Source organism: Pseudonocardia petroleophila, assembly GCF_014235185.1.
GTDB classification, from domain to species: domain Bacteria; phylum Actinomycetota; class Actinomycetes; order Mycobacteriales; family Pseudonocardiaceae; genus Pseudonocardia; species Pseudonocardia petroleophila.
This window is the reverse complement of sequence record NZ_CP060131.1, coordinates 5,996,966-6,020,718: the sequence shown is the minus strand read 5'-3', so window position 1 is coordinate 6,020,718 and position 23,753 is coordinate 5,996,966. Positions and strand designations below refer to the sequence as shown.

Annotated in this window: 24 protein-coding genes and 1 pseudogene; 11 read left to right on the top strand and 14 right to left on the bottom strand. The window is 75.7% G+C overall.

The features are described 5' to 3' along the window. Positions 1-9: 9 nt before the first annotated feature. Positions 10-1,041 carry a uroporphyrinogen decarboxylase family protein gene (locus H6H00_RS29520; RefSeq protein WP_255425440.1) on the top strand — a complete coding sequence of 344 codons (1,032 nt, stop codon included), beginning with the start codon at positions 10-12 and terminating at the stop codon, positions 1,039-1,041. Positions 1,042-1,044: 3 nt separating this feature from the next. Here the strand turns inward: H6H00_RS29520 and H6H00_RS29515 are convergent, their stop codons facing one another. From H6H00_RS29515 to H6H00_RS29505, 3 genes are read right to left on the bottom strand one after another with little or no spacing between them, the layout of a single operon-like run. Next, positions 1,045-1,659, bottom strand: a complete 615-nt coding sequence (locus H6H00_RS29515; protein ID WP_185722875.1) for a ribonuclease H family protein — start codon at positions 1,657-1,659, stop codon at positions 1,045-1,047. Between the two features lie 49 nt (positions 1,660-1,708). Continuing rightward, positions 1,709-2,860 (bottom strand): acyl-CoA dehydrogenase family protein, encoded by a 1,152-nt coding sequence (locus H6H00_RS29510; protein ID WP_185718886.1) that lies wholly within the window; start codon positions 2,858-2,860, stop codon positions 1,709-1,711. Between the two features lie 5 nt (positions 2,861-2,865). Next, positions 2,866-4,038, bottom strand: coding sequence for an acyl-CoA dehydrogenase family protein (locus H6H00_RS29505; RefSeq protein WP_185718885.1), 1,173 nt, complete (start codon positions 4,036-4,038; stop codon positions 2,866-2,868). Positions 4,039-4,149: 111 nt separating this feature from the next. On the opposite strand from H6H00_RS29505, the gene H6H00_RS29500 reads away from it, so the two are divergent. Beyond that, positions 4,150-5,907: a hypothetical protein gene (locus H6H00_RS29500; RefSeq protein ID WP_185718884.1), complete on the top strand. Its 1,758-nt coding sequence runs from the start codon at positions 4,150-4,152 to the stop codon at positions 5,905-5,907. A gap of 3 nt (positions 5,908-5,910) precedes the next feature. Here H6H00_RS29500 and H6H00_RS29495 read toward each other — a convergent pair whose 3' ends face one another. Further along, complete coding sequence (locus tag H6H00_RS29495; RefSeq protein ID WP_185718883.1) at positions 5,911-6,753, bottom strand: NAD(P)H-binding protein; 843 nt, start codon at positions 6,751-6,753, stop codon at positions 5,911-5,913. 87 nt (positions 6,754-6,840) lie between these two features. Here H6H00_RS29495 and H6H00_RS29490 point away from each other — a divergent pair, with 87 nt between their 5' ends. Next, complete coding sequence (locus H6H00_RS29490; protein ID WP_185718882.1) at positions 6,841-7,584, top strand: TetR/AcrR family transcriptional regulator; 744 nt, start codon at positions 6,841-6,843, stop codon at positions 7,582-7,584. 224 nt (positions 7,585-7,808) lie between these two features. Here H6H00_RS29490 and H6H00_RS29485 read toward each other — a convergent pair whose 3' ends face one another. The 3 genes and pseudogenes from H6H00_RS29485 to H6H00_RS32605 form a co-directional block, all read right to left on the bottom strand. Beyond that, positions 7,809-8,981 (bottom strand): acyltransferase family protein, encoded by a 1,173-nt coding sequence (locus tag H6H00_RS29485; protein ID WP_185718881.1) that lies wholly within the window; start codon positions 8,979-8,981, stop codon positions 7,809-7,811. Positions 8,982-9,137: 156 nt separating this feature from the next. Then, a complete protein-coding gene (locus H6H00_RS29480) occupies positions 9,138-9,512 on the bottom strand; it encodes a hypothetical protein (protein WP_185718880.1) in 375 nt (124 codons plus the stop codon). 85 nt (positions 9,513-9,597) lie between these two features. Beyond that, positions 9,598-10,415 (bottom strand): annotated as a pseudogene (locus tag H6H00_RS32605) (xanthine dehydrogenase family protein molybdopterin-binding subunit). Here H6H00_RS32605 and H6H00_RS29470 point away from each other — a divergent pair. The 7 genes from H6H00_RS29470 to H6H00_RS29445 all read left to right on the top strand — a co-directional run bounded on the left by H6H00_RS29470 (position 10,369) and on the right by H6H00_RS29445 (position 16,349). Next, positions 10,369-11,403: an aldehyde dehydrogenase family protein gene (locus tag H6H00_RS29470; protein ID WP_255425439.1), complete on the top strand. Its 1,035-nt coding sequence runs from the start codon at positions 10,369-10,371 to the stop codon at positions 11,401-11,403. The pseudogene H6H00_RS32605 and the gene H6H00_RS29470 overlap by 47 nt on opposite strands. Further along, positions 11,400-12,542 carry a CaiB/BaiF CoA transferase family protein gene (locus H6H00_RS29465; protein ID WP_185718877.1) on the top strand — a complete coding sequence of 381 codons (1,143 nt, stop codon included), beginning with the start codon at positions 11,400-11,402 and terminating at the stop codon, positions 12,540-12,542. Before H6H00_RS29470 ends, H6H00_RS29465 begins: the two co-directional genes overlap by 4 nt. A gap of 71 nt (positions 12,543-12,613) precedes the next feature. Next, positions 12,614-13,279: a GntR family transcriptional regulator gene (locus H6H00_RS29460; protein ID WP_185718876.1), complete on the top strand. Its 666-nt coding sequence runs from the start codon at positions 12,614-12,616 to the stop codon at positions 13,277-13,279. Between the two features lie 43 nt (positions 13,280-13,322). Next, positions 13,323-13,454 carry a hypothetical protein gene (locus tag H6H00_RS32600; protein WP_255425438.1) on the top strand — a complete coding sequence of 44 codons (132 nt, stop codon included), beginning with the start codon at positions 13,323-13,325 and terminating at the stop codon, positions 13,452-13,454. 84 nt (positions 13,455-13,538) lie between these two features. Then, positions 13,539-14,321 carry a polyamine aminopropyltransferase gene (locus H6H00_RS29455; protein ID WP_255425437.1) on the top strand — a complete coding sequence of 261 codons (783 nt, stop codon included), beginning with the start codon at positions 13,539-13,541 and terminating at the stop codon, positions 14,319-14,321. 79 nt (positions 14,322-14,400) lie between these two features. Beyond that, positions 14,401-15,447 carry an LLM class flavin-dependent oxidoreductase gene (locus H6H00_RS29450; RefSeq protein WP_185718875.1) on the top strand — a complete coding sequence of 349 codons (1,047 nt, stop codon included), beginning with the start codon at positions 14,401-14,403 and terminating at the stop codon, positions 15,445-15,447. A gap of 11 nt (positions 15,448-15,458) precedes the next feature. Further along, positions 15,459-16,349 (top strand): ATP-grasp fold amidoligase family protein, encoded by an 891-nt coding sequence (locus H6H00_RS29445; protein WP_221775718.1) that lies wholly within the window; start codon positions 15,459-15,461, stop codon positions 16,347-16,349. Positions 16,350-16,354: 5 nt separating this feature from the next. Here the strand turns inward: H6H00_RS29445 and H6H00_RS29440 are convergent, their stop codons facing one another. Genes H6H00_RS29440 through H6H00_RS29425 form a run of 4 tightly spaced genes read right to left on the bottom strand, consistent with a single transcriptional unit; the run spans position 16,355 to position 20,501 of the window. Further along, on the bottom strand, positions 16,355-17,164 hold the full coding sequence (locus tag H6H00_RS29440; protein WP_185718874.1) for a TauD/TfdA family dioxygenase: 810 nt from the start codon (positions 17,162-17,164) through the stop codon (positions 16,355-16,357). Between the two features lie 42 nt (positions 17,165-17,206). Further along, positions 17,207-18,025: an ABC transporter permease gene (locus H6H00_RS29435; RefSeq protein WP_185718873.1), complete on the bottom strand. Its 819-nt coding sequence runs from the start codon at positions 18,023-18,025 to the stop codon at positions 17,207-17,209. Continuing rightward, positions 18,022-18,963, bottom strand: a complete 942-nt coding sequence (locus H6H00_RS29430; protein WP_185718872.1) for an ABC transporter permease — start codon at positions 18,961-18,963, stop codon at positions 18,022-18,024. The genes H6H00_RS29435 and H6H00_RS29430 overlap by 4 nt, the downstream gene beginning before the upstream one ends. A gap of 2 nt (positions 18,964-18,965) precedes the next feature. Continuing rightward, positions 18,966-20,501 (bottom strand): ABC transporter substrate-binding protein, encoded by a 1,536-nt coding sequence (locus H6H00_RS29425; RefSeq protein WP_185718871.1) that lies wholly within the window; start codon positions 20,499-20,501, stop codon positions 18,966-18,968. A 156-nt stretch (positions 20,502-20,657) separates the two neighbouring features. Between H6H00_RS29425 and H6H00_RS29420 the strand changes: the two genes are divergently transcribed. Further along, positions 20,658-21,887, top strand: a complete 1,230-nt coding sequence (locus H6H00_RS29420) for an MFS transporter (RefSeq protein WP_255425436.1) — start codon at positions 20,658-20,660, stop codon at positions 21,885-21,887. A gap of 37 nt (positions 21,888-21,924) precedes the next feature. Here H6H00_RS29420 and H6H00_RS29415 read toward each other — a convergent pair whose 3' ends face one another. From H6H00_RS29415 to H6H00_RS29405, 3 genes are read right to left on the bottom strand one after another with little or no spacing between them, the layout of a single operon-like run. After that, positions 21,925-22,626 carry an anti-sigma factor gene (locus H6H00_RS29415; RefSeq protein ID WP_185718870.1) on the bottom strand — a complete coding sequence of 234 codons (702 nt, stop codon included), beginning with the start codon at positions 22,624-22,626 and terminating at the stop codon, positions 21,925-21,927. Beyond that, a complete protein-coding gene (locus tag H6H00_RS29410) occupies positions 22,607-23,179 on the bottom strand; it encodes an RNA polymerase sigma factor (protein ID WP_185718869.1) in 573 nt (190 codons plus the stop codon). Before H6H00_RS29410 ends, H6H00_RS29415 begins: the two co-directional genes overlap by 20 nt. Further along, positions 23,176-23,742: a class F sortase gene (locus H6H00_RS29405; protein WP_185718868.1), complete on the bottom strand. Its 567-nt coding sequence runs from the start codon at positions 23,740-23,742 to the stop codon at positions 23,176-23,178. The genes H6H00_RS29410 and H6H00_RS29405 overlap by 4 nt, the downstream gene beginning before the upstream one ends. Between the last annotated feature and the right edge of the window lie 11 nt (positions 23,743-23,753).

Genomic DNA, 23,753 nt, shown 5'->3' with positions numbered 1-23,753 from the left:
GAGGTCTCCGTGTCCCTGCCCCTGCTCCCGACCTCGCTGGTCGGGTCCTACGCCCAGCCCGACTGGATCATCGACCGCGCGAAGCTCGCCGGCCGCTTCCCCCCGCGCGTGCGCGCGAAGGAGCTGTGGCGGGTCGCGCCGGAGTTCCTCGCCCAGGCCCAGGACGACGCCACCCTGCTCGCGATCCGCGCGCAGGAGGACGCCGGGCTCGACGTCGTCACCGACGGGGAGATCCGCCGCGAGTCCTACTCCAACCACTTCGCGACGGCACTGGACGGCGTCGACGTCGACAACCCCGGCACCGCGCTCGACCGCAGCGGGCACCCCAACCCGGTCCCGCGGATCACCGGCCCGATCCGGCGCACCCGCCCGGTCGAGGTCGACGACGTGCGGTTCCTGCGGGCGCACACCGACCGCACCGTCAAGATGACGGTGCCCGGCCCGTTCACGATGAGCCAGCAGGCGCAGAACGACCACTACCCCGACGCCGAGGCCGCGGCCATGGACTACGCCGTCGCCGTCAACGCCGAGATCCGCGCGCTGCACGAGGCGGGCGCCGACGTCGTGCAGATCGACGAGCCGTACATGCAGGCCCGCCCGGACGCCGCCCGCGCCTACGGCCTCGCGGCCCTGAACGCGGCGCTCGACGGCGTCACCGGCACCACCGCGGTGCACATCTGCTTCGGCTACGCCGCGATCATCCACGAGCGCCCCGAGGGCTACTCGTTCCTGCCCGAGCTGGCCGGCTGCCCGGTGGACCAGGTGTCGATCGAGACCGCGCAGTCCGGGCTGGACCTCGGCGTGCTCGCCGACCTGGCCGGGAAGACGATCATCCTGGGCGTGATCGACCTGTCCGACCCGGCCGTCGAGACCGCGGAGGTCGTGGCGGGCCGGGTGCGCCGCGCGTTCGCCCACACCGCGCCGGAGAACCTCGTCATCAGCACCGACTGCGGCATGAAGTACCTGCCGCGGGACAGCGCCGAGGGCAAGATGCGGGCGATGTCCGGCGCGGCGGCGCTGCTGCGGGCCGAGCTCGGGTAGCCCTCAGGCGACGGCCTGGGCCTGCTCCACCGCGAGCGCGTCGACGAGGTCGTTCATCGCGTCGCCGGAGTGGCCCTTGACCCAGCGGAAGGACACGTCGCCGCGCTCGTTGACCAGCGTGATCAGCGGCTCCCACAGGTCGCGGCTGACGACGGGCTTCTTCGCGCTGGTGACCCAGCCGCGGTCGATCCAGCCCTTCCACCAGCGGTCGCGGAAGCAGTTGACGACGTAGGTCGAGTCGCTGACGACGACGAGCGGCCCGTCCAGGGACCGGACGGCCTCCAGCGCGGCCCGGATCTCCATGCGCTGGTTGGTGGTGGGGGACTCCCCGCCCGCGCCGCGACGGCCGTCCTGCGTGGCCCACGCCCAGCCGCCGGGGCCGGGGTTGCCCGAGCAGGCGCCGTCGGTCCACACCTCGAGCGCGCCGTCGGGGGCGGGCATGTCGGGACGGGCGGGCTTCTTCGCCCGCGCGGGTGCCGTCGCCGCGGGCCTCCCCGCGGCCGGAGCGGCATCGGCGCAGGCCACATGGCCCCAGCCGGTGCCGGCGCGGGCGATCTCCTCGCCGGGGGAGACGCGGTTCGAGCAGACGCCGCAGGTGGTGGCGTACTTGGCGGTCATCGGCACCCGGACACCGTATCCGGGGCCCGGGTGCCGAGGAGGGAGGGGCTCAGCCGGTGTACGGCGCGCCGAGCGGGTCGACGACCTCCCGCTCGCCGACGTCGGCGGTGAGCCGGCCCAGCGCCCAGTCCCCGTCGCCGTGCAGGTGGTCGATCGCCGTGAGCCGGCTCGTGTAGTGGCCCACCGAGTACTCCGCCGTCATGCCGATCCCGCCGTGCAGCTGGATGGCCTCCTGGCCGACGTGCCGCCCCGCCTTCGCCGCCTGCAGCCGGGCGCGGGCCGCCGCGGTGACGACGTCGCCGCCCGCGTCGACGACCAGCGTCGCCCACAGCGCGATGCTGCGGGCCAGCTCCAGCGACACGTACATGTCGGCGGCCCGGAACGTGAGCGCCTGGAACGTGTTCAGGGTGACCCCGAACTGCTTGCGGGTCTTCAGGTACTCGGTCGTGGTGGTCAGGGCCGTGCTCATCGCGCCGACCGACTCGTGCGCGTAGGCGATCCGGGCCACCGCGAGGGCGCGCTCGATGTCGGCGCGGCGGTCGCCGGTGCCCTCCCCGAGCAGCTCGGCGGGGGCCCCGTCGAAGCGGACCTTGGCCGCGCGGCCGCCGTCGTGGGTGCGGTAGCCGTGCCGGGCCAGGCCCTCGGCGTCGCCGCGCACGAGGAACAGCCGGGTGGCGCCGTCGGCGACCGCGCTGACCACCAGCACGTCGGCGCGGGCGCCGTTGGGCACCGGCTCCTTGACGCCGGTGAGCCGCCATCCGCCGTCGGCCTCCGTCGCGGTGACCGCGGCGGCGGTGGTGCTCCACCGGCTGCCCGGCTCGGTGTGCGCGAACGCGGCCAGGACGCTGCCGTCGGCGATCCCGCCCAGCACCTCGGCGCGCTGCGCGTCGGTGCCCGCGGCGTCGACGAGGCCGCCCGCGAGGACCACGGCCTCGACGAACGGCTCGGGGGCGATGACGCGCCCGATCTCCTCGGCCACGATCGCGACCTCGACCGGCCCCGCCCCGGTGCCGCCGACGCTCTCGTCGAAGGGCAGGCCCAGCAGGCCCATCTCGGCGAGCTGCGCCCAGAGCCGCTCGTCGAAGCCGGGGTCCTGGGCGACGGCCTTCCGGCGCTGGTCGATCGCGCCGTAGGCGCGCTCGAGGATGCTGCGGACGGCGTCGCGCAGGTCGTTCTGCTCGGTGTCGAAGGTGAAGTCCATGATGGTCAGAGCCCCAGGATCGTGCCGGCGATGATGGTCCGCTGCACTTCGTTCGAGCCTCCGTAGATGGAGACCTTGCGGTCGTTGAGGTAGCCCGGCGCGGAGATGCGGGCCCACTCGGGGACGTCGGACTCCGGGTCGGGCGCCGCGGCGATCGACAGCGGCCCGGCGATGTCCATGACCAGCGCGGTGGCGTCCTGCTCCAGCTGCGACCCGCGCAGCTTGAGCACCGAGGACGCCGGGTGCGGGCGCCCGCCCGCCGAGTGCGCGACGACCCGCAGGGCCGTCAGCTCCAGGGCCACCATCTCGTTCTCCAGCTCCGCGAGGCGCGCGGCGATCCGCGCGTCCTCGATGAGCGGGCGGCCGTCGGCGGTGATCTCGTGGGCGTAGCGGCGGGCGTTGGCCAGCAGCCGCTTGGTGGAGCCGACGCGGGCGATGCCGACGCGCTCGTTGCCGAGCAGGAACTTGGCGTAGTCCCAGCCCTTGTTCTCCTCGCCGATCAGGTTCTCCGCGGGCACCCGGACGTCGGAGAAGAAGACCTCGTTGACCTCGACGCTGCCGTCGACGAGCTCGATCGGGCGCAGGCTCACCCCGGGGGAGTCCATCGGGAACACGATCATCGAGATGCCGCGCTGCTTCTTCACCGACGGGTCGGTCCGCACGAGGCAGAAGATCCAGTCGGCGTGCTGGCCGAGCGTGGTCCAGGTCTTCTGGCCGTTGACGACCCAGTCGTCGCCGTCGCGGACGGCGGTGGTGCGCAGGCTCGCGAGGTCGGAGCCGGCGTCGGGCTCGGAGAAGCCCTGGCACCACCAGATGTCGAGGTTGGCGGTGGCGGGCAGGAACCGCTCCTTCTGCTCCTGCGTGCCGAACGCCGCGATGACCGGCCCGATCATGCTGGCGTTGAACGCGAGCGGCTCGGGGACGCCCGCGAGCTGCATCTCCGAGCGCCAGATGTGGCGCTGCAGCGGGGTCCAGTCCCGGCCGCCCCACTCCACCGGCCAGTCCGGCACGGCGAGGCCCGCCGCGTGCAGGATGCGGTGGCTCTCGATCCACTGCTCGCGGGAGAGCTCGCCGCGGGCCGCGACGGTGTCGCGCATCGACTGGGGGATGGCGGTCGTGAAGAACGTCCGCATCTCCTCCCGGAAGCTCTCGTCCTCCGGGGACAGCTGCAAGCGCATCGGGTTCTGCCTTCCCTTCGAGACGGGCGGGTGCCCGGTTACCTGAGAGTAGGACTTGTCGGGGGTGTCGCGCAGGCGGGGGGACGCGATCGCCGTGGAAGGATCACCGGCGTGCTGACCGTGCAGGCGTCCCGGCCCCGGCCGCGGTCGCGCACCGTCGCGGCCGCGGGGGTCCCGCTCGGCTACCTGGTGCTGGCCCTGGTGGTCACCGGGCCGTGGTGGACCCCGCTCGGGCGACGGGTCACCTCGGTCAACGAGCCCGACTCCGTGCTGTTCGGCTGGCTGCTCACCTGGACCCCGCGGGCGCTGGCGCAGGGCCGCCTCCCGCTGTACTCCGACGCCCTCAACCACCCCGACGGCATCAACCTGATGTGGAACAACGGGATGGTGCTGCCCGGGCTGCTGCTCGCGCCGGTCACCGCGGCGTTCGGCGGGATCGGCACCGTCACCGTGCTGACCACCCTGGGCCTGGCCGCGACGGCGTCGGCGACGTTCTGGTGCCTGCTGGCCCGGCCGCTGGGCGTCGGGACCGGGCCCGCGGCCGTGGGCGGGCTGCTCGCCGGGTTCTCCCCGGCGATGGTCGCGCAGGCCGCGGGCGGGCACCCGAACCTGGTGCTGAACCCGGCGGTGCCCGTCCTGCTGCTGATGTCGGTGCGGCTGCTCACCGACGCCCGGCCGGCGCGCTCCACCGCCGTGCTGCTCGGCCTGGCCGCGGGGCTGCAGGTGTACGTGGGCGAGGAGATCCTGTTCCTCTCCGGCCTCGTCGTCGCCCTGCTGCTGGTGGTGCTCGTGGCGTCGCACCCGCGGGAGGTGCGGGGCCGCGCGGGCCGGGTCACGGGCCGGGCCCTGCTCGCCCTGGGCGTGTTCGCGCTGGTGGGCGGGCCGGGCCTGGCGTTCCAGCTGCTCGGGCCGCTGCCGCAGGAGGGCAGCCCGTTCGCCACGGCGTACTACTCGACCGACCTCGCCGGCCTCGTCGTCGGCACCCCGCTGCAGGTGCTCACCACCTCCGCCGCGGCCGAGCGCTCCGCGGTGTTCGCCGGCGGGATCGAGGAGCGCACGGCCCTGCTCGGGTTCCCGCTGCTGGTCGTGCTCCTCGCCGGGCTGGTCCGCTACCGCCGCGACGCCCGCCTGCGCACCGCGCTCCTGGTCGCCGCGGCGACGGCGGTGCTGGCGCTGGGCCCGGAGCTCGTCGTCGACGGGGTGCGGACGGGCGTGCCGCTGCCCTGGGCCCTGCTCGCGGGGCTGCCCGGGTTCGAGCACGTCATCGCCACGCGGCTGCCGCTGTTCACGGCGTTCCTCGCGGCGGCGGCACTCGCGCTGGCCCTGGAGCGGGTGCGGGCCGAGGCGGTCGCGGTGCGCGGCGCGGTGGCGTTCGCCGTGGTCGTCGCCCTGCTGCCGCTGGTGCCCGGCCCCCTCCCGGCGCAGGACGCGCCGGCGGTCCCCGCGTTCCTGACGTCGGGGGACCCGGCCCTGGACTGCCCCGGCGGCAGCGTGCTGCTGCTGCCCTTCCCGGCCGCGCCCGACGTCGACGCGATGGCCTGGCAGCAGGCCGCCGGGCTGTCCTTCGCGATCCCGGGCGGCTACTTCATCGGACCGGCCGCCGACGGCCGCGCGTACGTCGGGGGGCAGCCGACGCACACCGGCCGCCTGCTGCACGACGTGCACGTCGACGGCGCCGTCCGCGAGGTCACCCCCGAGGTGCGCGCCCGGTTCCGCGCCGACGTCGCCCGCTGGGGGGCGTGCTCGGCGGTGCTCGGCCCGTCCCGCAACGTCGACGCGCTGGTGCAGCAGACCACCGCGCTCGTCGGGGCGGAGCCGGAGTTCGTCGGCGACGTCGCGGTGTGGCGGGACCTGGACCCTCCCGGCTGAGCCTCAGCCCCCGGTCGACGCGGCGAGCACCTCGGCGAACGTCGTCGCCGGGCGGCCGAGGAGCTCCCCGAGCGCGGGGTCGACGGCGGCGAAGTCCCCCCGGCGGCTCGCGAGGAACATCCCGAGCAGCATCCGGGCACCGCCCTCCGGCACGCCGCGCGCCACCATCCCCGCGGTCCACTCGTCGTCGGCGACGGTCACGCGGGTGATGTCGCGGCCCGTCAGCTCCGAGGCGAGGGCGGCGATGTCGCCGAAGTCGAGGGCCTGCGGTCCGGTGAGCGGGGCGGTCACGCCGTCGAGGGCCCCGTCCAGGGCGAGCGCGGCGGCGTCGGCGAGGTCGGCGTGCGCCGTCCAGGACACCGGTCCGTCCTCGGGGGCCACGAGCTGCCCGGTCGTGAGCGCCTGCCCCATGAGCTGCACCGCGGTGGCCGCGTAGAACCCGTTGCGCAGGGCGGTGCAGGCGACGCCGCTGCGCCGCAGGTCGTCCTCGGTCTCGGCGTGGGCGGGCATCGGGGCGAACGGGGAGTCGCGCCGCGCTCCCATGTGGCTGGTGTAGAGGATCCGCCGCGCGCCCGCGGCCGCCGCCGCGTCGACCGCGCGCCGGTGGGCGGCCGCGTCGGCGGGTCCGGAGACGATCAGGACCCGGTCCGCGCCCTCGACGGCGTGCGCCAGCGCGGCGGGGTCGTCGAAGTCGCCGCGCCGGACGCGGACGCCGCGGTCGGCGAGGTCCCGGGCCGCGCCCGGGTCGCGGACGCTGACCCCCAGCCCGTCGGGGCCGCCGCGCTCCAGCAGCCGCTCCACGACGGCGCGGCCCAGCCGCCCCGTCGCGCCCGTGACGATGATCATGGTCAGCTCCCTCGGTTATCACTGATACCGGAATCGTGTGATCAGTGGCGTTTCCAGTGATACCACGGATCAGGTAGCGTCGGATGCATGGACGCCCGGCGCGAGGTGCGCGACCACGTCGTGGAGGCCGCCGCGCGGCTGCTCGCCGAGGGCGGCCGCGACGCCGTGTCGACGCGCGCGGTCGCCGCGGCGGCGGGCACCCAGGCGCCCGCGCTCTACCGCCTGTTCGGCGACAAGGACGGCCTGCTCGACGCCGTCGCCGAGCACGGGTTCGCCGCGTACCTACGGACGAAGGTCCTCGACCCGCCCGGTGACGACCCGGTCGAGGACCTGCGCGCGGGGTGGGCCGTGCACGTCGGCTTCGGGCTCGCCCACCCCGCGCTCTACCTGCTCATGTACGGCGACCCGACCTCGGGCCGGACGTCCCCCGCCGCGGAGCGGTCGTGGGCCGTCCTGCGTCGGCACGTCCGGGCGATCGCCGCGGCGGGCCGGCTGACCGTCGACGAGCGCACCGCGGCCGACCTGGTGCACGCCGCGGCCTGCGGCACGGTCCTCACGCTGCTCGCGACCCCCGCCGACGACCGGGACCCGGCGCTGTCGGACCTCGCGCGGGACACCGTGCTCGCCGCGATCGCGACCGGCGCTCCGCCCCGGCGGGAACCCGGTCCGGTCACCGCCGCGACGACGCTGCGGGCCGGGCTCGACGGGATCACCGCGCTCACCGAGGGCGAGCGGCACGTGCTGGGGGAGTGGCTCGACCGGATCGCCGCGGGCCGAGCGGCGACCGCGTCGGCCACCCCCGGTCGTCCCGGCGCAGGCCTCACCGGGTGAGCCGGCCCGCGACGAGGGCGAGCGGGGGCCGCGCGGCCCGGCCCCGCCCGACGACCGCGAACGCCCGCAGCAGCACGTCCTGGACCAGGTCGAGGCGGCCGGCGCGGTGCGCGATCCGCGTCGCCGGGATCGGGTTCGTGGTGGCCGCCGGCGCCGGCGCGGCGCGGTCCGGCGCCCGCCCGCTCGTCGCGGACGGGGCGCCGGCGCGCTGAACCCGGGGCCGCTCAGCCGGCCGCGACGGTCCGGCGCCGCCGCAGGGCCCGCGGCCGCCGCCTGCCGTTGAGCCACGCACCGAGCCAGGTGCCGCGCACCAGCAGGTCGTAGCCGAGGAGGAGGACGACCGCGGTGACCGCCCAGGTGAGCACGAGCTTGACGGGGATCGGCCAGGCCAGGTCGGCGAGCAGGATCTCGATGCCGACGAGCAGCGGCAGGTGCAGCAGGTACATCCAGTACGAGGCGTCGGCCAGGTAGCGCACGACCGGTCGCTCGCGGGTGAGGTACCGGCTGCACACCCCCACCAGGCCGTAGGTCCAGGTCCACCCGGCCAGCGCGGTGATCGCCGCCGCGGCCCACAGCGGCAGCGCGGCCGCCCCCAGCAGCACCACCGCGCTGAGCACCACGGCGGCGCCCAGGTGCACCGGCCACGTCGCGGCGAGGCGGGTCAGCGCGTCGGGGCGGGCCTGCAGGAACCAGCCGACACCGAACGCGCCCAGGTAGGTGACGAGCGGGGCGACCTCGGGCAGGACCGTGAACGGTTCGACGATCCCGCCCGCCGTGTGGCCCTGGACCAGCAGCCCGACCAGGTACGGGACCGCCGCCAGGCCGACGCCCCACGGCGACGCGAGCAGGGCCCCGGCCCGCCCGGACAGGCGCGCGACGCGGTCCGGGCCCGCCAGGCGCCGCGCCACCGCCCGGACCACCACGGTGATCAGCACGCACTCCATCAGGACCAGCAGGAACCAGAGCTGGCCCGGCGTGAAGGCGAGCAGCGGGGAGGCGTCCGCGGCGGGCGTCGGCGGGGGCTCGACGCCGCGCAGCGCGACGTTCACCCCGACGAGGATCCCCAGCGAGAGCACCGCGACCGGCCAGAACGCGACGAGCGGGAGCAGGATCCGCAGCGCGCGGTCCCGCAGGTAGGCGCCCGTGCCCCGGCGGTGCAGCACCATCCGGCCGAAGTAGCCGGCCAGCATCATGAACAGCACCATCCGGAACAGGTGGATGAGGACCAGCGGGACGTTCACGGCGTCGCTGGTCACCGAGTCGGTGACCAGCCACAGCGCCCCCGGGGCGAACGGGATGAGCGAGTGCAGGACGATCCCCAGCCCGAGCGCGGCGGCCCGCAGCGCGTCGAGGCCGTGCAGCCGGGGCGGTGCGGTGGTGGCGGTGGTCGCGGTCATGACAGCGACGCTAGGCACGCCGGCCCGCCCGGTCGTCCGACGATCGGGCGGGTGGAGATCCACCGTTCGACGGACCCCGCGCGAGTCCGGCAGGGCACGATGTGCGGATGCCCGACGAGCGGCTGACCGCGAAGTCTCCAGCCGTCCCGGTGACGCTCAGGCCCGCGCCCGGCCGGCGCGCCGCAGGGTGAACGCGGCGAGCCGGACCGTCAGCGCGTCCACCACGAAGGCGCCGATCCGCCACGCGTCGAGGGGATCGGTGGCCGGACCCCCGATCCCCAGCAGCGGCAGGATCAGCGGCAGCGCGAACGCGGCCACCCCCACGACGCCGGCCACCGCGGCCACGACCAGCAGCTCGGGCCGGGGGTCCACGAGCAGCGCGGCCGCCCCGACCAGGGCCACCGCGGCGAGGGCGAACCCGAGCACGGCGCCCGCGCCGTCGCCGCGGAGCGCGATCAGGAGGTGGACGACACCGGCGACCGCCCACGTCGCCGCGACGACGGTGGAGCCACCGCGAGGGACAGGGGGCATGGTCGGGCTCTCCTCCGGGTGACCGTCCGGGGGTTCTCCGGCTCGCCCGAGGGTAACCGCTGGCGTGCGGTGGCCCGCCCCGCCGTCAGCCCGCCGCGCCCGGCCCGGCCGCTCCCCGGATCGCCCGCCACACCTTCTCGGGGGTGAGCGGCATGTCGATGTGGCGCACCCCGAGGTGCGAGAGCGCGTCGATCACGGCGTTGTGCACGGCCGGGGTGGAGCCGATCGTCCCCGACTCCCCGATGCCCTTGGCGCCCAGCGGGTTCAGGTGCGTCGGGGTCTCGGTGGTGGACGCCTCGAACGCGCACAGGTCCGCGGCGCTGGGGATCGTGTAGGACACCAGGTTGGCGGTGGTCGGGTTGCCGTCGGCGTCGTAGTCGACCAGCTCGTAGAGCGCCTGCGAGACGCCCTGGGCGATGCCGCCGTGCTGCTGGCCCTCGACCAGCAGCGGGTTGAGGATCCGCCCGCAGTCGTCGACGGCCACGTGCCGCAGCGGGGTGACCCGGCCGGTGTCCAGGTCGACCTCGACGACGGCGATGTGCGAGCCGAACGGGAAGCTGGACTGGCCCTGGGCGAAGTCCAGCTCCTCGCGCAGGGCGGCGGCCGCGCCGTCCGGGCGGCCGGTGCCGTCCTCGGCGGCCGCCGCTGCCTGGGCCCAGGTCACGACCGGCCCCGTGACGCCCCTGACCCCGAATCCGGCCGCGGACAGCTCCACGTCCTCCGCCGACGCCTCCAGCAGGTGGGCGGCGATCTCGCGGGCGCGCACGACCAGCTCGGTGCTGGAACCGTGGATCGCGCTGCCGCCGGTCTGCAGCGACCGCGACCCCATGGTCCCGAGCCGCGGGGCACCAGCGCGGTGTCGGACTGCACCAGCCGGATCTTCTCCATCGGGACCTGCAGCACCGCGGACGCGAGCTGTGCGAACGCCGTCTCGTGGCCCTGGCCGTGGCTGCTGGCCGCGGGCAACTGCTGCGTGCTCAAGCCGGCCGAGGACAGCCCCGTCACCGCGGTCGAGCTCGCCCGCCTGGCCGCCGAGGCGGGCTTCGCCGACGGCGCGTTCAACGTCGTCACGGGCGTCGGGGTCGAGGCGGGCGCCGCGCTGGCCGCCCACCCGGGCATCGACCACCTCTCCTTCACCGGCTCGCGCCCGGTGGGCACGGCGGTCGCCACCGCCGCCGCGGCGAACGTCGTGCCCGTGGTGCTGGAGCTGGGAGGCAAGTCCCCGAACATCGTCTTCGCCGACGCCGACCTCGACCGGGCGGTCCCGCTGATCGTCAACTCGATCGTGCAGAACGCCGGGCAGACCTGCACGGCGGGCTCGCGCGTGCTGGTGCACCAGTCCGTGCACGACGAGGTGGTGGCCCGGGTCCGGGAGCGGTTCGAGGCGGTCCGCACGGGTCCCGGGCCGGACGACCCCGACCTCGGGCCGCTGACCAACGCGACGCAGCGCGACCGGGTGGCCGCGATGGTCGGGCGCGCTCGGGCCGACGCCGAGCTCGTCACCGGCGGGGAGGCCCCCGGCGGCGCCGGGTTCTTCTTCCCGCCCACCCTGTTCGACCACGTGCCGGTCGGCTCGGAGATCGGGCAGCAGGAGGTGTTCGGGCCGGTGCTGGCCGTCACGACGTTCCGCACCGACGACGAGGCCGTCGAGCTGGCCAACGCCACCGAGTACGGGCTGGTCGCCGCGCTGTGGACGGGGTCGGTCGGCCGGGCCCACCGCCTGGCCGCCGAGCTCGACGCCGGCCAGGTCTTCGTCAACACCTACGGCGCGGGCGGCGGCATCGAGCTGCCGCTGGGCGGCACGAAGCGGTCCGGGTACGGCCGGGAGAAGGGTGTCGAGGGGCTGCTCGGCTACACGCGGACCAAGGCCGTCGTCGTGGGGCTGGCATGACCGCGCTCCCGCTGGACGGGATCACCGTCGTCTCCTGCGAGCAGGCCGTCGCCGCGCCGCTGGCCACCCGGCACCTGGCCGACCTCGGGGCCCGGGTGATCAAGGTCGAGCGGCCGGGGTCCGGCGACTTCGCCCGCGACTACGACGAGACCGTCGAGGGGCTCTCCAGCCACTTCGTCTGGCTCAACCGGTCCAAGGAGTCGATCGCGCTGGACCTGAAGGACCCGGCCGGGATCGACGTGCTCCGGCGCCTGCTGACCGACGCCGACGTGTTCGTCCAGAACTTCGCCCCCGGCGCGGCCGAGCGGCTCGGGCTCGGGGCGCAGGAGCTGCGCGCGCGGTTCCCCCGCCTGGTGACCTGCTCGATCTCCGGGTACGGCGACAGCGGCCCGTACCGGGACGCCCGGGCCTACGACCTGCTGATCCAGGCCGAGGCCGGGCTGCTGTCGGTCACCGGGACGCCGGAGCAGCCGGCCAAGAGCGGCATCCCGGCGGCCGACATCGGCGCGGGGATGTACGCCTTCAGCGGGATCCTCGCGGCGCTCTACGAGCGGGAGCGCACGGGCCGGGGCGCCGCGCTGGAGGTGAGCCTGTTCGACGCGCTCACCGAGTGGATGGGCTACCCCCTCTACTACGCGGGCTACGGCACCCCGCCCGTGCGCGCCGGAACCAGCCACGCCGCGATCGCGCCCTACGGCTGCTTCGCCGCGGGCGACGGGGTCGAGGTCGTGCTCGCGATCCAGAACGAGCGGGAGTGGGTGCGCTTCTGCGACGGCGTGCTGCAGCGCCCCGAGCTGGCCGTCGATCCGCGGTTCGACACCGGCAGCCGCCGGGTGGCGCACCGCCCCGAGCTGCACGCCGAGATCGACAAGGTCCTCCTCGACGTGACCGGTGACGGGCTCGAGGCCCGCCTCGCCGAGCACCGCATCGCGCACGCCCGCCGCCGGGAGCTCGGCGAGGTGCTGGAGCACCCCCAGCTGGCCGCCCGCGACCGGTGGCGGACGGTCGACTCGCCCGCGGGGCCGATCCGGGCGCTCCTGCCCCCGATCGGGTACGACGGGCGGGAGCCGCGGATGGGCGCGATCCCGGCCGTGGGCGCCGACACCGACCGCATCCGCAGGGGGCTGGAGGAGGGCTGACCGAGGTCCCCGGTCCCGGGATGCACCGTGGCCTAGGATCGTGCCGGATCCACGAAGCGCGGGGAGTGGTGATGACCGCAGTCCAACCGACCAAGCGCGACCAGATCGTCGACGAGCTGCGACGCCGGATCCTCTCCGGCGAGCTCGCCCGCGGTGAGCGGATGCCGCAGGACGACCTGGCCCGCCAGTTCGGCGCGAGCATCACGCCGGTCCGGGAGGCGATGCGCCAGCTCGAGGCCGAGGGGCTGGTCGTCTCCGAGCCGCACCGCGGCGTCCGGGTCGCGGGGGTGGACCTCGACCAGGTCACCGCCACCTACGTGGTGCGGCGGCTCACCGAGACCTACGCGATGCGCCGGGCGACGCTGCGCCTGTCGCGCCGCGACCTCGCCCAGGCGCGCAGGCTCCTCGACGACGGCGCCGGACCCGGCGGGACCGGCACGCGTGAGCGCAACCGCGAGTTCCACTTCCTGTTCTACGAGCGCTGCGGCATGCCCGCGCTCACCGAGCGGATCGCGGTCATGTGGCAGGCGTTCCCCTGGGACCTGATGCTCGACGCGGCGCCGCGGGCCGAGCAGTCGCACCGCGAGCACCTGGAGATCCTCGCGGCGGTCGAGGACGGTGACGTCGACCGGGTCGCGGCGGCCACCGAGCTGCACCTGCGCAACGGGTTCAGCGCGATCCTGGAGCGGCTGACCGGGCGCCCCGGCCCCGACCCGTTCGGCCTCGACGCCGACTGACCGCTAGGCGCCCCCCCGCGGCTGCGCCGCTCGACCCCAGGCGATGACGCTGTCGGACATCCGGGTGCCGGCGAAGGCGTCGATCTCGCGGACGCCGGTCGGGCTCGTCACGTTGATCCCGGACTCCCCGCCGCGGGAGAGCATCGAGGTCCGGGTCATCGCCGTCTGGGACTGAGCAGGTCACCGCGCGACCCCGTGTGACACGATCGCGACGCCGACGGCCCCGCTCCCGGTGCCCGGCGATCGGAGGACCGCGCCCGTGACCGTGTCCGTGCCCGAGGACGGCCCCGTCCGGCCCGGTCGGCGTTCGGCGCGCCGGGGGACCGGTGCCGGTGCGCGTCTCCTCGTGCTCGACCGGGCCGACACCGCCATCGGCGAGATCAGCCTGCGCCGCAGGCACGATCCCGTCGCCGACGTCGAGGTGTTCGAGGCGAAGCTCGGCGACGAGTTCCTCATGTCCAGCCTGTTCACCGTCGCGGAGATCGAGCTCGCGCGCCGCGGCCTCGCCGCCGTCGGGGGCGACGCGCTCGACGTCGTCGTCGGCGGGCTGGGTCTGGGCTACACCGCCGTCGCCGTGCTCGACGACCCGCGGGTGCGCTCGGTGACCGTGGTGGAGGCCCTGCCCGAGGTGATCGCCTGGCACCGCGACGGCCTGCTGCCGGTGTCGGGACGGCTGACCGGCGACCCCCGGGTCGTGCTGCGCTGCGCCGACTTCTTCGCGCGGGTGGCGGGCGGCGACGGCCTCGACCCCGAGGCGCCCGGGGCCCGCTACGACGCCGTGCTCGTCGACATCGACCACGCCCCGGACCACGTGCTCGCCCCCGCCCACGCGGAGTTCTACGCCGCGGCGGGCCTGCGCAGGCTCCTGCCGTCGCTGCGCGAGGGCGGCGTGCTGGGCCTGTGGTCGGACCGCCCGCCGCTCGACGCCTTCGGCGCGGTGCTGGGCGAGGTCTTCTCCGAGGACCGGGCCGAGGTCGTCGACTTCCCCAACCCGCTCACCGGAGGGCGGTCGTCGAACACGGTCTACCTGGCGCGCCGCTGACCGCACCGGAGGCGGTGTCCCGCACCGGCGCGGCGTGTGACCATGGGCCGGTCGCACTCGACGACGAGGGGACCACCGCATGCGCACGGGGATCGTGATGACGGCCCGACCCGGGGTCGAGGACCTGGCCGTACGGGCCGAGGAGCTCGGGTTCCACAGCTTCTGGGTGTACGACACGCCGATGGTGAACGGGGACCCGTTCGTCTCGCTGGCGCTCTGCGCGAAGGCCACAGACCGGATCAAGCTGGGCATCGGGGTCACCTCACCGGCACTGCGCTCCGCGCCCGCGGCGGCCGCGGCGGTCGCCAGCCTCAACGCGATCGCGCCCGGGCGGATCATCTGCGGCGTCGGCACCGGCAACACCGCCCGGCGGACCCTCGGCATGCTGCCGACGACGATGGCCGAGCTCGAGTCGTTCACCGCGGCCGTGCAGGACCTCACCGCGGGTCGGTCTACCGACTACCGCGAGGGCGACCGGGTCCGCCCGGTGCGGTTCCTGCACGTCGGCCCCTACGTGGACACGACGTCCCCGGTGGAGTTCGTGGTCGCCGCGTTCGGTCTCAAGGCCGCCGCCATCGCTGGCCGGCTCGGGGCCGGGGTGATCTCGTTCGGCCTGCTCGATCCCGGTGCGTGGACGGCGTTCGACGGGGCCCGCCGCGCGGCCGCGCAGGAGGCGGGCGTGGCCGACGACGTCGACTCCTACGTGATGACCTCGCTGCGCGTGCTGGACGACGGCGAGGACCGCCACGGCGACCTCGCCCGCGACACCATGGGCCACATCGCGATGGCGCTGCTCACCTTCGCCGCCGACAACAAGGGCTTCCTCGACACGCTCGAACCCGACGAGGCGGCCGCCGTGCAGCGGCTGCTGGCCAAGCGCGGCACCACCTCCACCGCGCCCGACCGCCACGCCGTCCTCTACCGCAACTACCTCGGGCGCATCGACGCCGACGACCGCGAGCTCGTCGTGCCGTCGCTGGTCGACAAGCTGGGCCTGATCGGCACGCGCGAGGAGCTGCTCGCGCGGATCGCGGGCATGGAGGCGGCCGGGATCGACGAGATCGTCATCCAGCCCGTCGTCGATCCGGAGGCGGAGATGGTGGCGCTCGCCGACCTCGTGCGCTGAGGGGGCCGCGGGTGCCGGCGGTACGCGTCCGCCTGCGCGTGCGGAGCAGGCTCGTGCGGGCGGTGCGCCTGTGGCGCACGCGCCGCCCCCGCACGTTCCGCGAGAAGGTGCGCTACAAGATGCTGCGCGACCACCGCGAGCTCGTCGTGACCTTCGCCGACAAGGCCGCGGTCCGCGACCACGTCGCCGCGGTGGTGGGGGAGCGGTACCTGCCGCGCGCGTACGCGATCGTCGACGACCCCGCGGAGCTGCGCGACCTGGACCTGCCGGACGCCCACGTCGTCAAGCCGACGCACGGCAGCGGTGCGGCGATCGTCGTGTCCGACCGCGCACCCGCCGACGCGCGCCTGCCGACGGAGGAGGGCAGCTGGGTCTACCGGCACGTCCGGCCCGGGGCCGCGCCGCGCGAGGAGGTCGTCCGGATCGCGCGGGGCTGGGTGGCCCAGCTCTACGGGCGGGGGCCCAACCACGAGTGGGTCTACGGCCGGGTGCCGCGGCGGATCATCGTCGAGGAGCTGCTCGCCCGCGCGGACGGGGCGATCCCCGACGACTGCAAGTTCTTCGTCTTCCACGGCCGGTGCGCGTTCGTGCAGGTCGACGCCGGGCGGTTCGGCCGCCGCACCCAGGACTTCTTCCGGCCCGACTGGCGGCACCTGCCGCTGAGCGGCGGGCCGCCCCGGGCGGAACCCGCGGAGCCCGCCTGCCTGACCGAGATGATCGAGGTGGCCGAGCGGCTCGGCGCGGGCACCGACTTCGTGCGCGTGGACCTCTACGACGTCGACGGTCGGGTGGTCTTCGGCGAGCTGACCAGCTTCCCCGCCGGGGGTGACAGCCCGTTCGACCCCGAGTCGTTCGACGAGGAGTTCGGCCGCCCGTGGACGGTCCCGCGGCGCTACCGGTGACCGGTTCAGAAGGCGCCGGTGGTCCGGACCGTCATGACGTGCATCGTGCGCTCGCCCGCGAACGCGTCGCGGCCGTGCACGAAGCGGTAGTTGTCCAGCACGAGCAGCTCGCCCGCCTCGAGCCGGAACCGCGCGGCGCACTCCTGCGCGGTGGCGAGCACGTCGGCGTACTCGTCGAGGTGGGCGAGGTGGGCGTCCCACCGCGGCTCGCGCGGGACGGGCAGGGCGAAGTCGCCTGCCCGGACCGCGCGCCTGCCGCGCCGGGTGTGCTCCACCAGGCCGCGGACCAGCGGGGTGAGCGGCACGGAGTGCGGCCGGTCCGTCCAGCCGCCGAAGAAGTCGACGTCGCAGGTGGTGAGGAACTCGTGCAGCTCCGGCCGGGCCTCGCGCAGCACGTCGACCAGCGCGTAGCCGTCGATGAGCACGGAGTCGCCGCCCCGCGGGGCAGGGCGGGTGCAGAGCATGAGCAGGTAGTCCTCGTCGGGGTCGCGCAGCCGGACCGCACGGCCGTGGACGTCGACGGTGACGGTGGCCCCGTCGCTGTGCAGCGTCAGCGCGGGGGAGTCGACGCCGTGCTGCCGCCGGATCCCGAACAGCTCCCGCAGCCGGCCGCCGAGCAGCCGGGCGGCTGCGGTGACCAGCTCCTCCGGGTCGCTCCCGCGATCGCGGAGGACGACGGCCCCGTCCCGCTCGAGCACGGCGCGGGCGTCGGCGTCGTCGACCCGGGCCGGGGTCACGCCGAGCGGGGCCAGCAGCTCCTTGAGCTCGGGTCGGACGGTGCCGCGCCTGCGGCCCTGCTCGTCGGTCGTCGCCATGACGCCTCCATCGCGTTGTTGCCCATCATCTGCACATGCAGACTATGGGGAGTTGCGGGGCCGACGGAAGACGTCCGGTTCGCCCCAGCGGCGCTCGAGGGCCCGGCCGGCCAGCGTGACGACGAACGCGACGCCCACGATCGCCGCGGCGGGGGCCAGGACCAGGCCCGGCCGCACGAACAGGTAGGGGCGGGCGTCGTCGAGCATCGCCCCCCACTCCGCCGTCGGCGGCTGCGGCCCCAGCCCGAGGAACGACAGGCCCGCGACGGTCAGCAGGGTCGCGGCGAACCGCAGGAACGCGTGCGCGGCGAGGGGCCGCACGGCGTTCGGCAGGATGTGCCGGAACACGATGCGCCCGGACCCGGCGCCCAGCGCGGTCGCGCTGCGCACGTAGTCGGTGCCCGCCTCGCGGACGGTGAGGCCGAGCGCGAGCCTGGCGAACGGGGTCCAGCCGGTCAGCGTGACGGCGATCAGCAGGGTCGTCGTGCCGGGGGAGAGCAGCGCGGTGAGCACGAGTGCGAGCAGGATCGACGGCACGGCGACCAGCACGTCGACGACGCGGGTCAGCGTCTGCGCCGCGATGCCGCCGCGGAACCCGGCCAGCATGCCGAGCGCCGTGCCGATCCCGGCGCACAGCGCCACGGCCACCACGGTGAACCCCACGGACAGGCGGGTGCCTGCGGCCAGCCGGGCCAGCACGTCGCGGCCGAGCTGGTCGGTGCCCAGCGGGTGGGCGGGCGACGGCGGGGCGAACCGGTTCGCGAGGTCGTTGCCCACCGCGTCGAGCGGCAGCAGCGCCGCCACCAGCAGCACGACGGCGAGGGTCCCCAGCGCCACCGCGGGCAGGCGGTCGCGGGTCACCGGGCGGCCCGGCGGGCGAGGGGGTCGAGCGCGAACTGGACGACCTCGGCGCCGACCGTCGTGAGGACCGCGATCGTGACCAGCGCGAGCAGCCCGCCCTGCACCACCGGCAGGTCCTGGGCGAGCACGGCGTCGTAGAGCAGCCGGCCGAGCCCGGGCACCGCGAAGACCACCTCCACGACGACCGACCCCCCGAGCAGGCCGGCGAAGAACATGCCCGACAGCGCCGTCACCGAGGTCAGGGAGCGGCGGGCGGCGTGCACCCAGAGCAGCCGCCGCTCGGACAGGCCCCTGGCCCGGGCCGCGGCGATGTGCAGGGTGCCCAGCACGTCGGCGGTCTCGGCGCGGGTCAGCTGGGCGGCCAGCGCCGCGGGGAACAGCGCGAGCGTGACGACGGGGAGCACCGCCGCCGCCGGGCCGCCCCACCCCGCGGCGGGCAGGAGCGGGAGCGCGACGGCGAACACCAGCACCAGCAGCGGGGCGAGGATGAACTCGGGCACCGCCGCACCGAGCACCGAGAGCGTGGTCACGGCCCGGTCGACCGGGCCCCCCGGCCGCCGGGCCGCGGTGACACCGGCCGGGATGCCGACGAGGCCGGCCAGGAGCAGGGCGGACGCCGTGAGCAGGGTCGACACGCCCAGCGCCGCGACGAGCTGCGGGACCACGGCGGTGCGGGTGGAGAAGGACAGGCCGAGGTCCCCGCGCAGGGCGGAGCCCAGCCAGAGCAGGTACTGCTGCCACAGCGGGCCGTCGAGGCCGAGCTCCCTGCTCACTCGCTCCGCGGCGGCCGGGTCGGGGGCCGAGTCGGCGATCCGTGAGCGCAGGACGGTGCGGGTGGTGTCGAGCCCGGAGGCGCGCGGCAGCAGGAACACCAGAGCCGACGCGCCCAGGAGGACCAGGGGCAGCGGGAGCAGTCGCCTGCCGAGCGTTCCCGGCATCCTCAGCCCGTTCGGGCCAGCTCCGAGGTGACCAGCACCCGGTTGGCCGGGTCGGGCACGAACCCGGTGACCCCCCGGGTCGCCGAGGTGTCCACGGTGTGGACCAGCGGGACGCCGGCCGTGTCGGCCTCGAGCAGCTGCGCCGCCCGGGCGAACACGTCCTGACGGGCCGCGGGATCGGGCAGGTCCACCAGACCGGCGACCAGCGCGTCGAACTCCGGGGAGCAGTACCGGTTGAGGTTGTAGGAGCCCGAGCACGTGTAGTCGCTGGTCAGCACGCCCGCGGCGTCCGGCAGGTCGGTGAGCAGGTTGCGGGACAGCACCATCATGTCGTAGCGGCCGGCCAGCAGCTCGGGTTCCTGGGCCGCGTACTCGCCGATCCGGATCTCCGCGGTGATCCCGGCCCCGGCCAGCATCGCCTGCACGGCCGTGGCCAGCGTCGGGAGCTCCGGCCGGTTCGCGTAGGTCCACAGCCGCACCGTCAGCGGGTTGTCCGGTCCGTAGCCGGCCTGGGCGAGGAGGTCGGCGGCCGCGGCCGGGTCGGCGGCCGGGACCGGGCCGGTGCCGCCCCACGGCACCGCCGGACCGAACACCTCCGAGGCGGGCAGCCCGGACCCGGCGAGCGCCTGCTCGGCGAGCGCGGTGCGGTCGACGGCGAGCGCCACGGCCCGCCGGACGCGGACGTCGGCGAACGGCGGCGCGGACGCGTTGAGGTACAGGCTCGCGGTCCGCGGGGTCGGGACCGTCTGCACCTCGACGTCCGGGGTGGACTGCAGCTCCAGCACGGCGGGCTCGGGGAGGCCGAGCACGACGTCGACGTCGCCGGCGCGGAACGCCAGCGCCCGGGCCGTCGGGTCGGGGAGGAAGCGCGCGACGACCGAGGCCACCCCGGCCCGCTCGCCCCAGTACCCGTCGAAGCGCTCGAGGGTGACGCCCTGCGCCGCGTCCGCCTCGGTGATCCGCAGCAGCCCGGTGCCCGTGCCGACGACCGAGGGCGGCCCGTCGCCCGCGTAGGCGGACGGCGCGAGGATCGCGGTGCCCGGTGCGCTCAGCCGCAGCGGCAGGATCGGGTCGGGGGCCGCGGTCCGCACCAGCACGGCGTCGCCGTCGGCCTCGGCGGTCAGCGCCGCGCCCGCGATCGCCCGCGGCGGCGCGGCGACCCCGGCGACGTAGCGCAGCGCGCCCACCACGGCGTCCGCGGTCAGCGGGGTCCCGTCGTGGAAGGTCACCCCCGGCCGCAGCGTGAAGCGCCAGGTGGTGGGCTCGACCTGGGTCCACTCCGTCGCGAGACCGGGCTGCGGGCGGCGCTCGCCGTCGACGGCCACGAGCGTCTCGACGGCGCCGAGCTGGGTGAGGACGAACGCGTCGTCGGTGTCGACGGCGAAACCGGAGCGCGGCGCGAACTGCAGGCCGATCGTCACCACGCCGTCCGGGACGGCAACGCCCGCCTGCGGGGCCGTCCCGGCTCCGCAGGCGGTCACCAGGCAGGCCAGGAGGGCCAGTACGACTGCCCGGGATCGGGTCGGTGCGGGGTGCACGGGGCCTGCCTCTCGCGGATGCCGTCGGGTGCGGCGGATCGGGGTCGGCGGATTGTGTGATCACGCCGGACCGGGTGTCAACGCTTGTGCGACCTACTCTGCACCAGCACACGACAGGTTGTCGCAGAGATGCGTAGATGCGAATGAGTGGTGACTGTGGTCGGCGAGGGAGACCGTCCGGGGACGGCGTTCGGTGCGCTGCCGCCCGTGATGCGCCTGCTGGTGGGCACGCAGCTGGCGTTCAACGTCGGCTTCTTCATGGTGGTGCCCTACCTCGCGGTGCACCTCGCGACCGACCTCGCGCTCGCCGGCGGGCTGGTCGGGCTCGTCCTCGGGCTGCGCACCTTCAGCCAGCAGGGCCTGTTCGTGGTCGGCGGGACCCTGGCCGACAGGTGGGGGGCGAAGCCGGTGATCCTCGCCGGGTGCGCGCTGCGGGTGGTCGGGTTCGTGCTGCTCGGCGTGGCGACCTCCCTGCCGGGGGTGCTGGCCGGAGCGCTGCTCACCGGCTTCGCCGCGGCGCTGTTCTCCCCGGCCGTGGAGTCCGCGCTGGCGCGGGAGGCCGGGGAGCTGCCGCCCGGCGGCCCGACGCGGGCCGACGTGTTCGCGATGTTCGCCGTCAGCGGTCAGGTCGGCACGGTCGTCGGGCCGCTGGTGGGCGCCGGCCTGCTCCTCGTCGACTTCGGGCTGGCCTGCGCGGTGGCCGCCGCGGCGTTCGTGCTGATCGGGCTCGCCCACCTGCGGTGGCTGCCGCCCCGCCCCGCCGCGCACGCCGACGAGCCGGTGTTCGCCGGATGGGCGGAGGTGGTGCGCAACCGGCGCTTCCTCGTCTTCGCGGCCGGCTACTCGGCCTACCTGCTCTGCTACAACCAGCTCTACCTGGCCCTGCCGGTCGAGCTGGAGCGGGGCACCGGCGGGCAGGGCGCGCTGGGGTGGCTCTTCGCGCTGGCCGCGGTGATGGTGATCCTCGGACAGGTGCCCACCACCCGGTGGGCCCGCCGCCGCCGCGTCGGGACGCCGATCCTGCTCGGCTTCGGCCTGATGTCGGCCGCCTTCCTGCTCGTCGCGGCCGCTCTGCCGGCCGCGCCGGCCGGGCCGTGGCCGGCCGTCGGGTTCGTCGTGCTGCTGACCGCCGGGCAGATGCTGGCCGGTCCCGTCGCCCAGGCGCTGGTGCCGGTCCTCGCGGCCGAGCGGCGGCTCGGGGCGTACTTCGGGGTGCTGTCGTCGGCGGGCGGGCTCGCCGTGCTCGTCGGCAGCACGGCGGTCGGCACCCTCCTCGACGACGCGGTCGCCCCCGCGGTGACGGCCTGGCTCGTGCTGGCCGCCGTCCCGCTCGTCGGTGCGGCGGTGATCGGCGCGCTGGCCCGGCGCGGGGCGCTGCACTCCTGATCCGTCTGCTCGGGCACGCGCTGGGGCGCGCCCGAGCTCAGCCCAGCTCGCCGCGCAGCAGGCTGACCCGGGAGTGCCGCTCGTCGCCGTCCCATCGCTCCGCGGACACGTCGACCGTCGAGAACGCGGCGGTCGGCAGGTCCGGCGGGACGCTGAACTCCCCGCGGAAGCCGGCGCCGTCGGGGGACAGGGCCCCCAGCGACACCAGCCCGCCGCCCGAGGCGTCCATCAGCCAGGCCTCGAGGTAGTCGCTCCCCGCCGGGAGCGCGGTGTCCTCGACGCGGACGACGACCACGCGCAGCCCGCGGTCGTCGGCGATGCCGACCGTGCCGGCGGCCCCCGGCTCGGCCGCGTCCACGGGGCCGAGCGCGGCGAGCCGCGCCGGCTGCGGCGGTGCGGACCCGGTCGTCCAGCCCAGGCCGAGGCCCACGACCAGTGCCACCAGCGCGGCGGCGGCGGGCAGGGCCGCCCGGCGCAGGAACGGCACGCGCGGCGGCGCCGGGACCGGGCCGGCGGGGACGTGCAGCTCGCCGGTGATCGCGGCCCAGACGTGCTCGGGCGGGTCGCCGTACTCGCTGCCGTCGGCGGCGCCCGCCACGGCGAGGTCGACGGTGCGGCGCAGCGACTCCACGTGGCCGCGGCACAGCGAGCACGCGTCGAGGTGCTGCTCGACGGCGTCGTCACGGGGCTCGGCGGGCAGCGCGGCGAGCGCGAGCTGGTCAGGATCGGGGTGCCACACCGTCGACCTCCCACCGTTGTCGCAACCGTTCCAGCCCGCGCCGGAGATGGCTCTTGACCGTGCCGAGCGGGAGCCCGGTCAGCGTCGCGATCTGCTGGTGCGTCAGGTCGTCGAAGAAGGCCAGTCGCACCACCGTTCGCTGCTTCGGGGGCAACCGGTTCAGTTCGTCGGCCACCACCACCGCCTCCACCACCCGGTCCGGAACACCCCGGGGGTGTCCGTGGGAGCCGGCGAGGTCGACGCCGGCCCTGGCGGCCCGGTTCATGACCTCGTGGTCGCGGGTCCGGGCCGTGAGCCGGTCGGCCACCTGGCGGCGGGTGATGCCCATCAGCCAGGCACCCGGTCGGCCCAGCCCCGGATCGTAGGTGCTGCGGCTGCGCCAGGCGCGGACGAACACCTGCTGGGTGACGTCCTCGGCGTCGTGGTGGCTGCGCAGGCAGCGCAGCGCGAAGCCGTACACCGTGCGGCCGTGGAGGTCCCACAGTTCGCGGAGCGCGGCCGGGTCCCCGGCCAGGAACCTCCTGGCCAGGGCCCGGTCGGGCTCGTCGGTCATGCCGCGCCGTCACCCGAGGGTGTCGCGGTGACCACCACGTTCTCGCGGTACGAGCGGGCCTCGCGGTCGAAGTCGCCGCCGCAGGTCACCAGCGTGAGCACCGGCGCGCCGTCGCGGGCGAACAGCTCCTCGACGGGCAGCTCCTCCTTGGCGATGCGCCGGACCCGGTCGACGACGTACGCGGTGACGGTGCCGTCGGTCAGCTCGACCTGCACGGGGTCGCCGGGGGAGAGCTCGCCGAGGCGGTAGAACGCCCCCCGGCCCTGAACCCGGTCGTCGACGTGCCCGGACAGCACGGCGGAGCCGGACGACGCACCCGGTCCCGGCCCGAAGCGGTACCAGCCGACGGTCGACACGTCCTGCGGCACCTCCATCTCGCCCCGGTCGTCCACGCCGACGTCGACGACCTCGGCGTCCACGTCGAGGGAAGCCAACCGCACCCGGGACGGGCCCGCGACACGATCACCGGGCTCGGACGCCACCGCCGACGACGGGGGCGGCCGGTCCGCGACCGGGGTCGCGACGGGGCCGGGCGCGCCGCCGCACCCGGCCAGGGCCAGCACGACCGCGACGA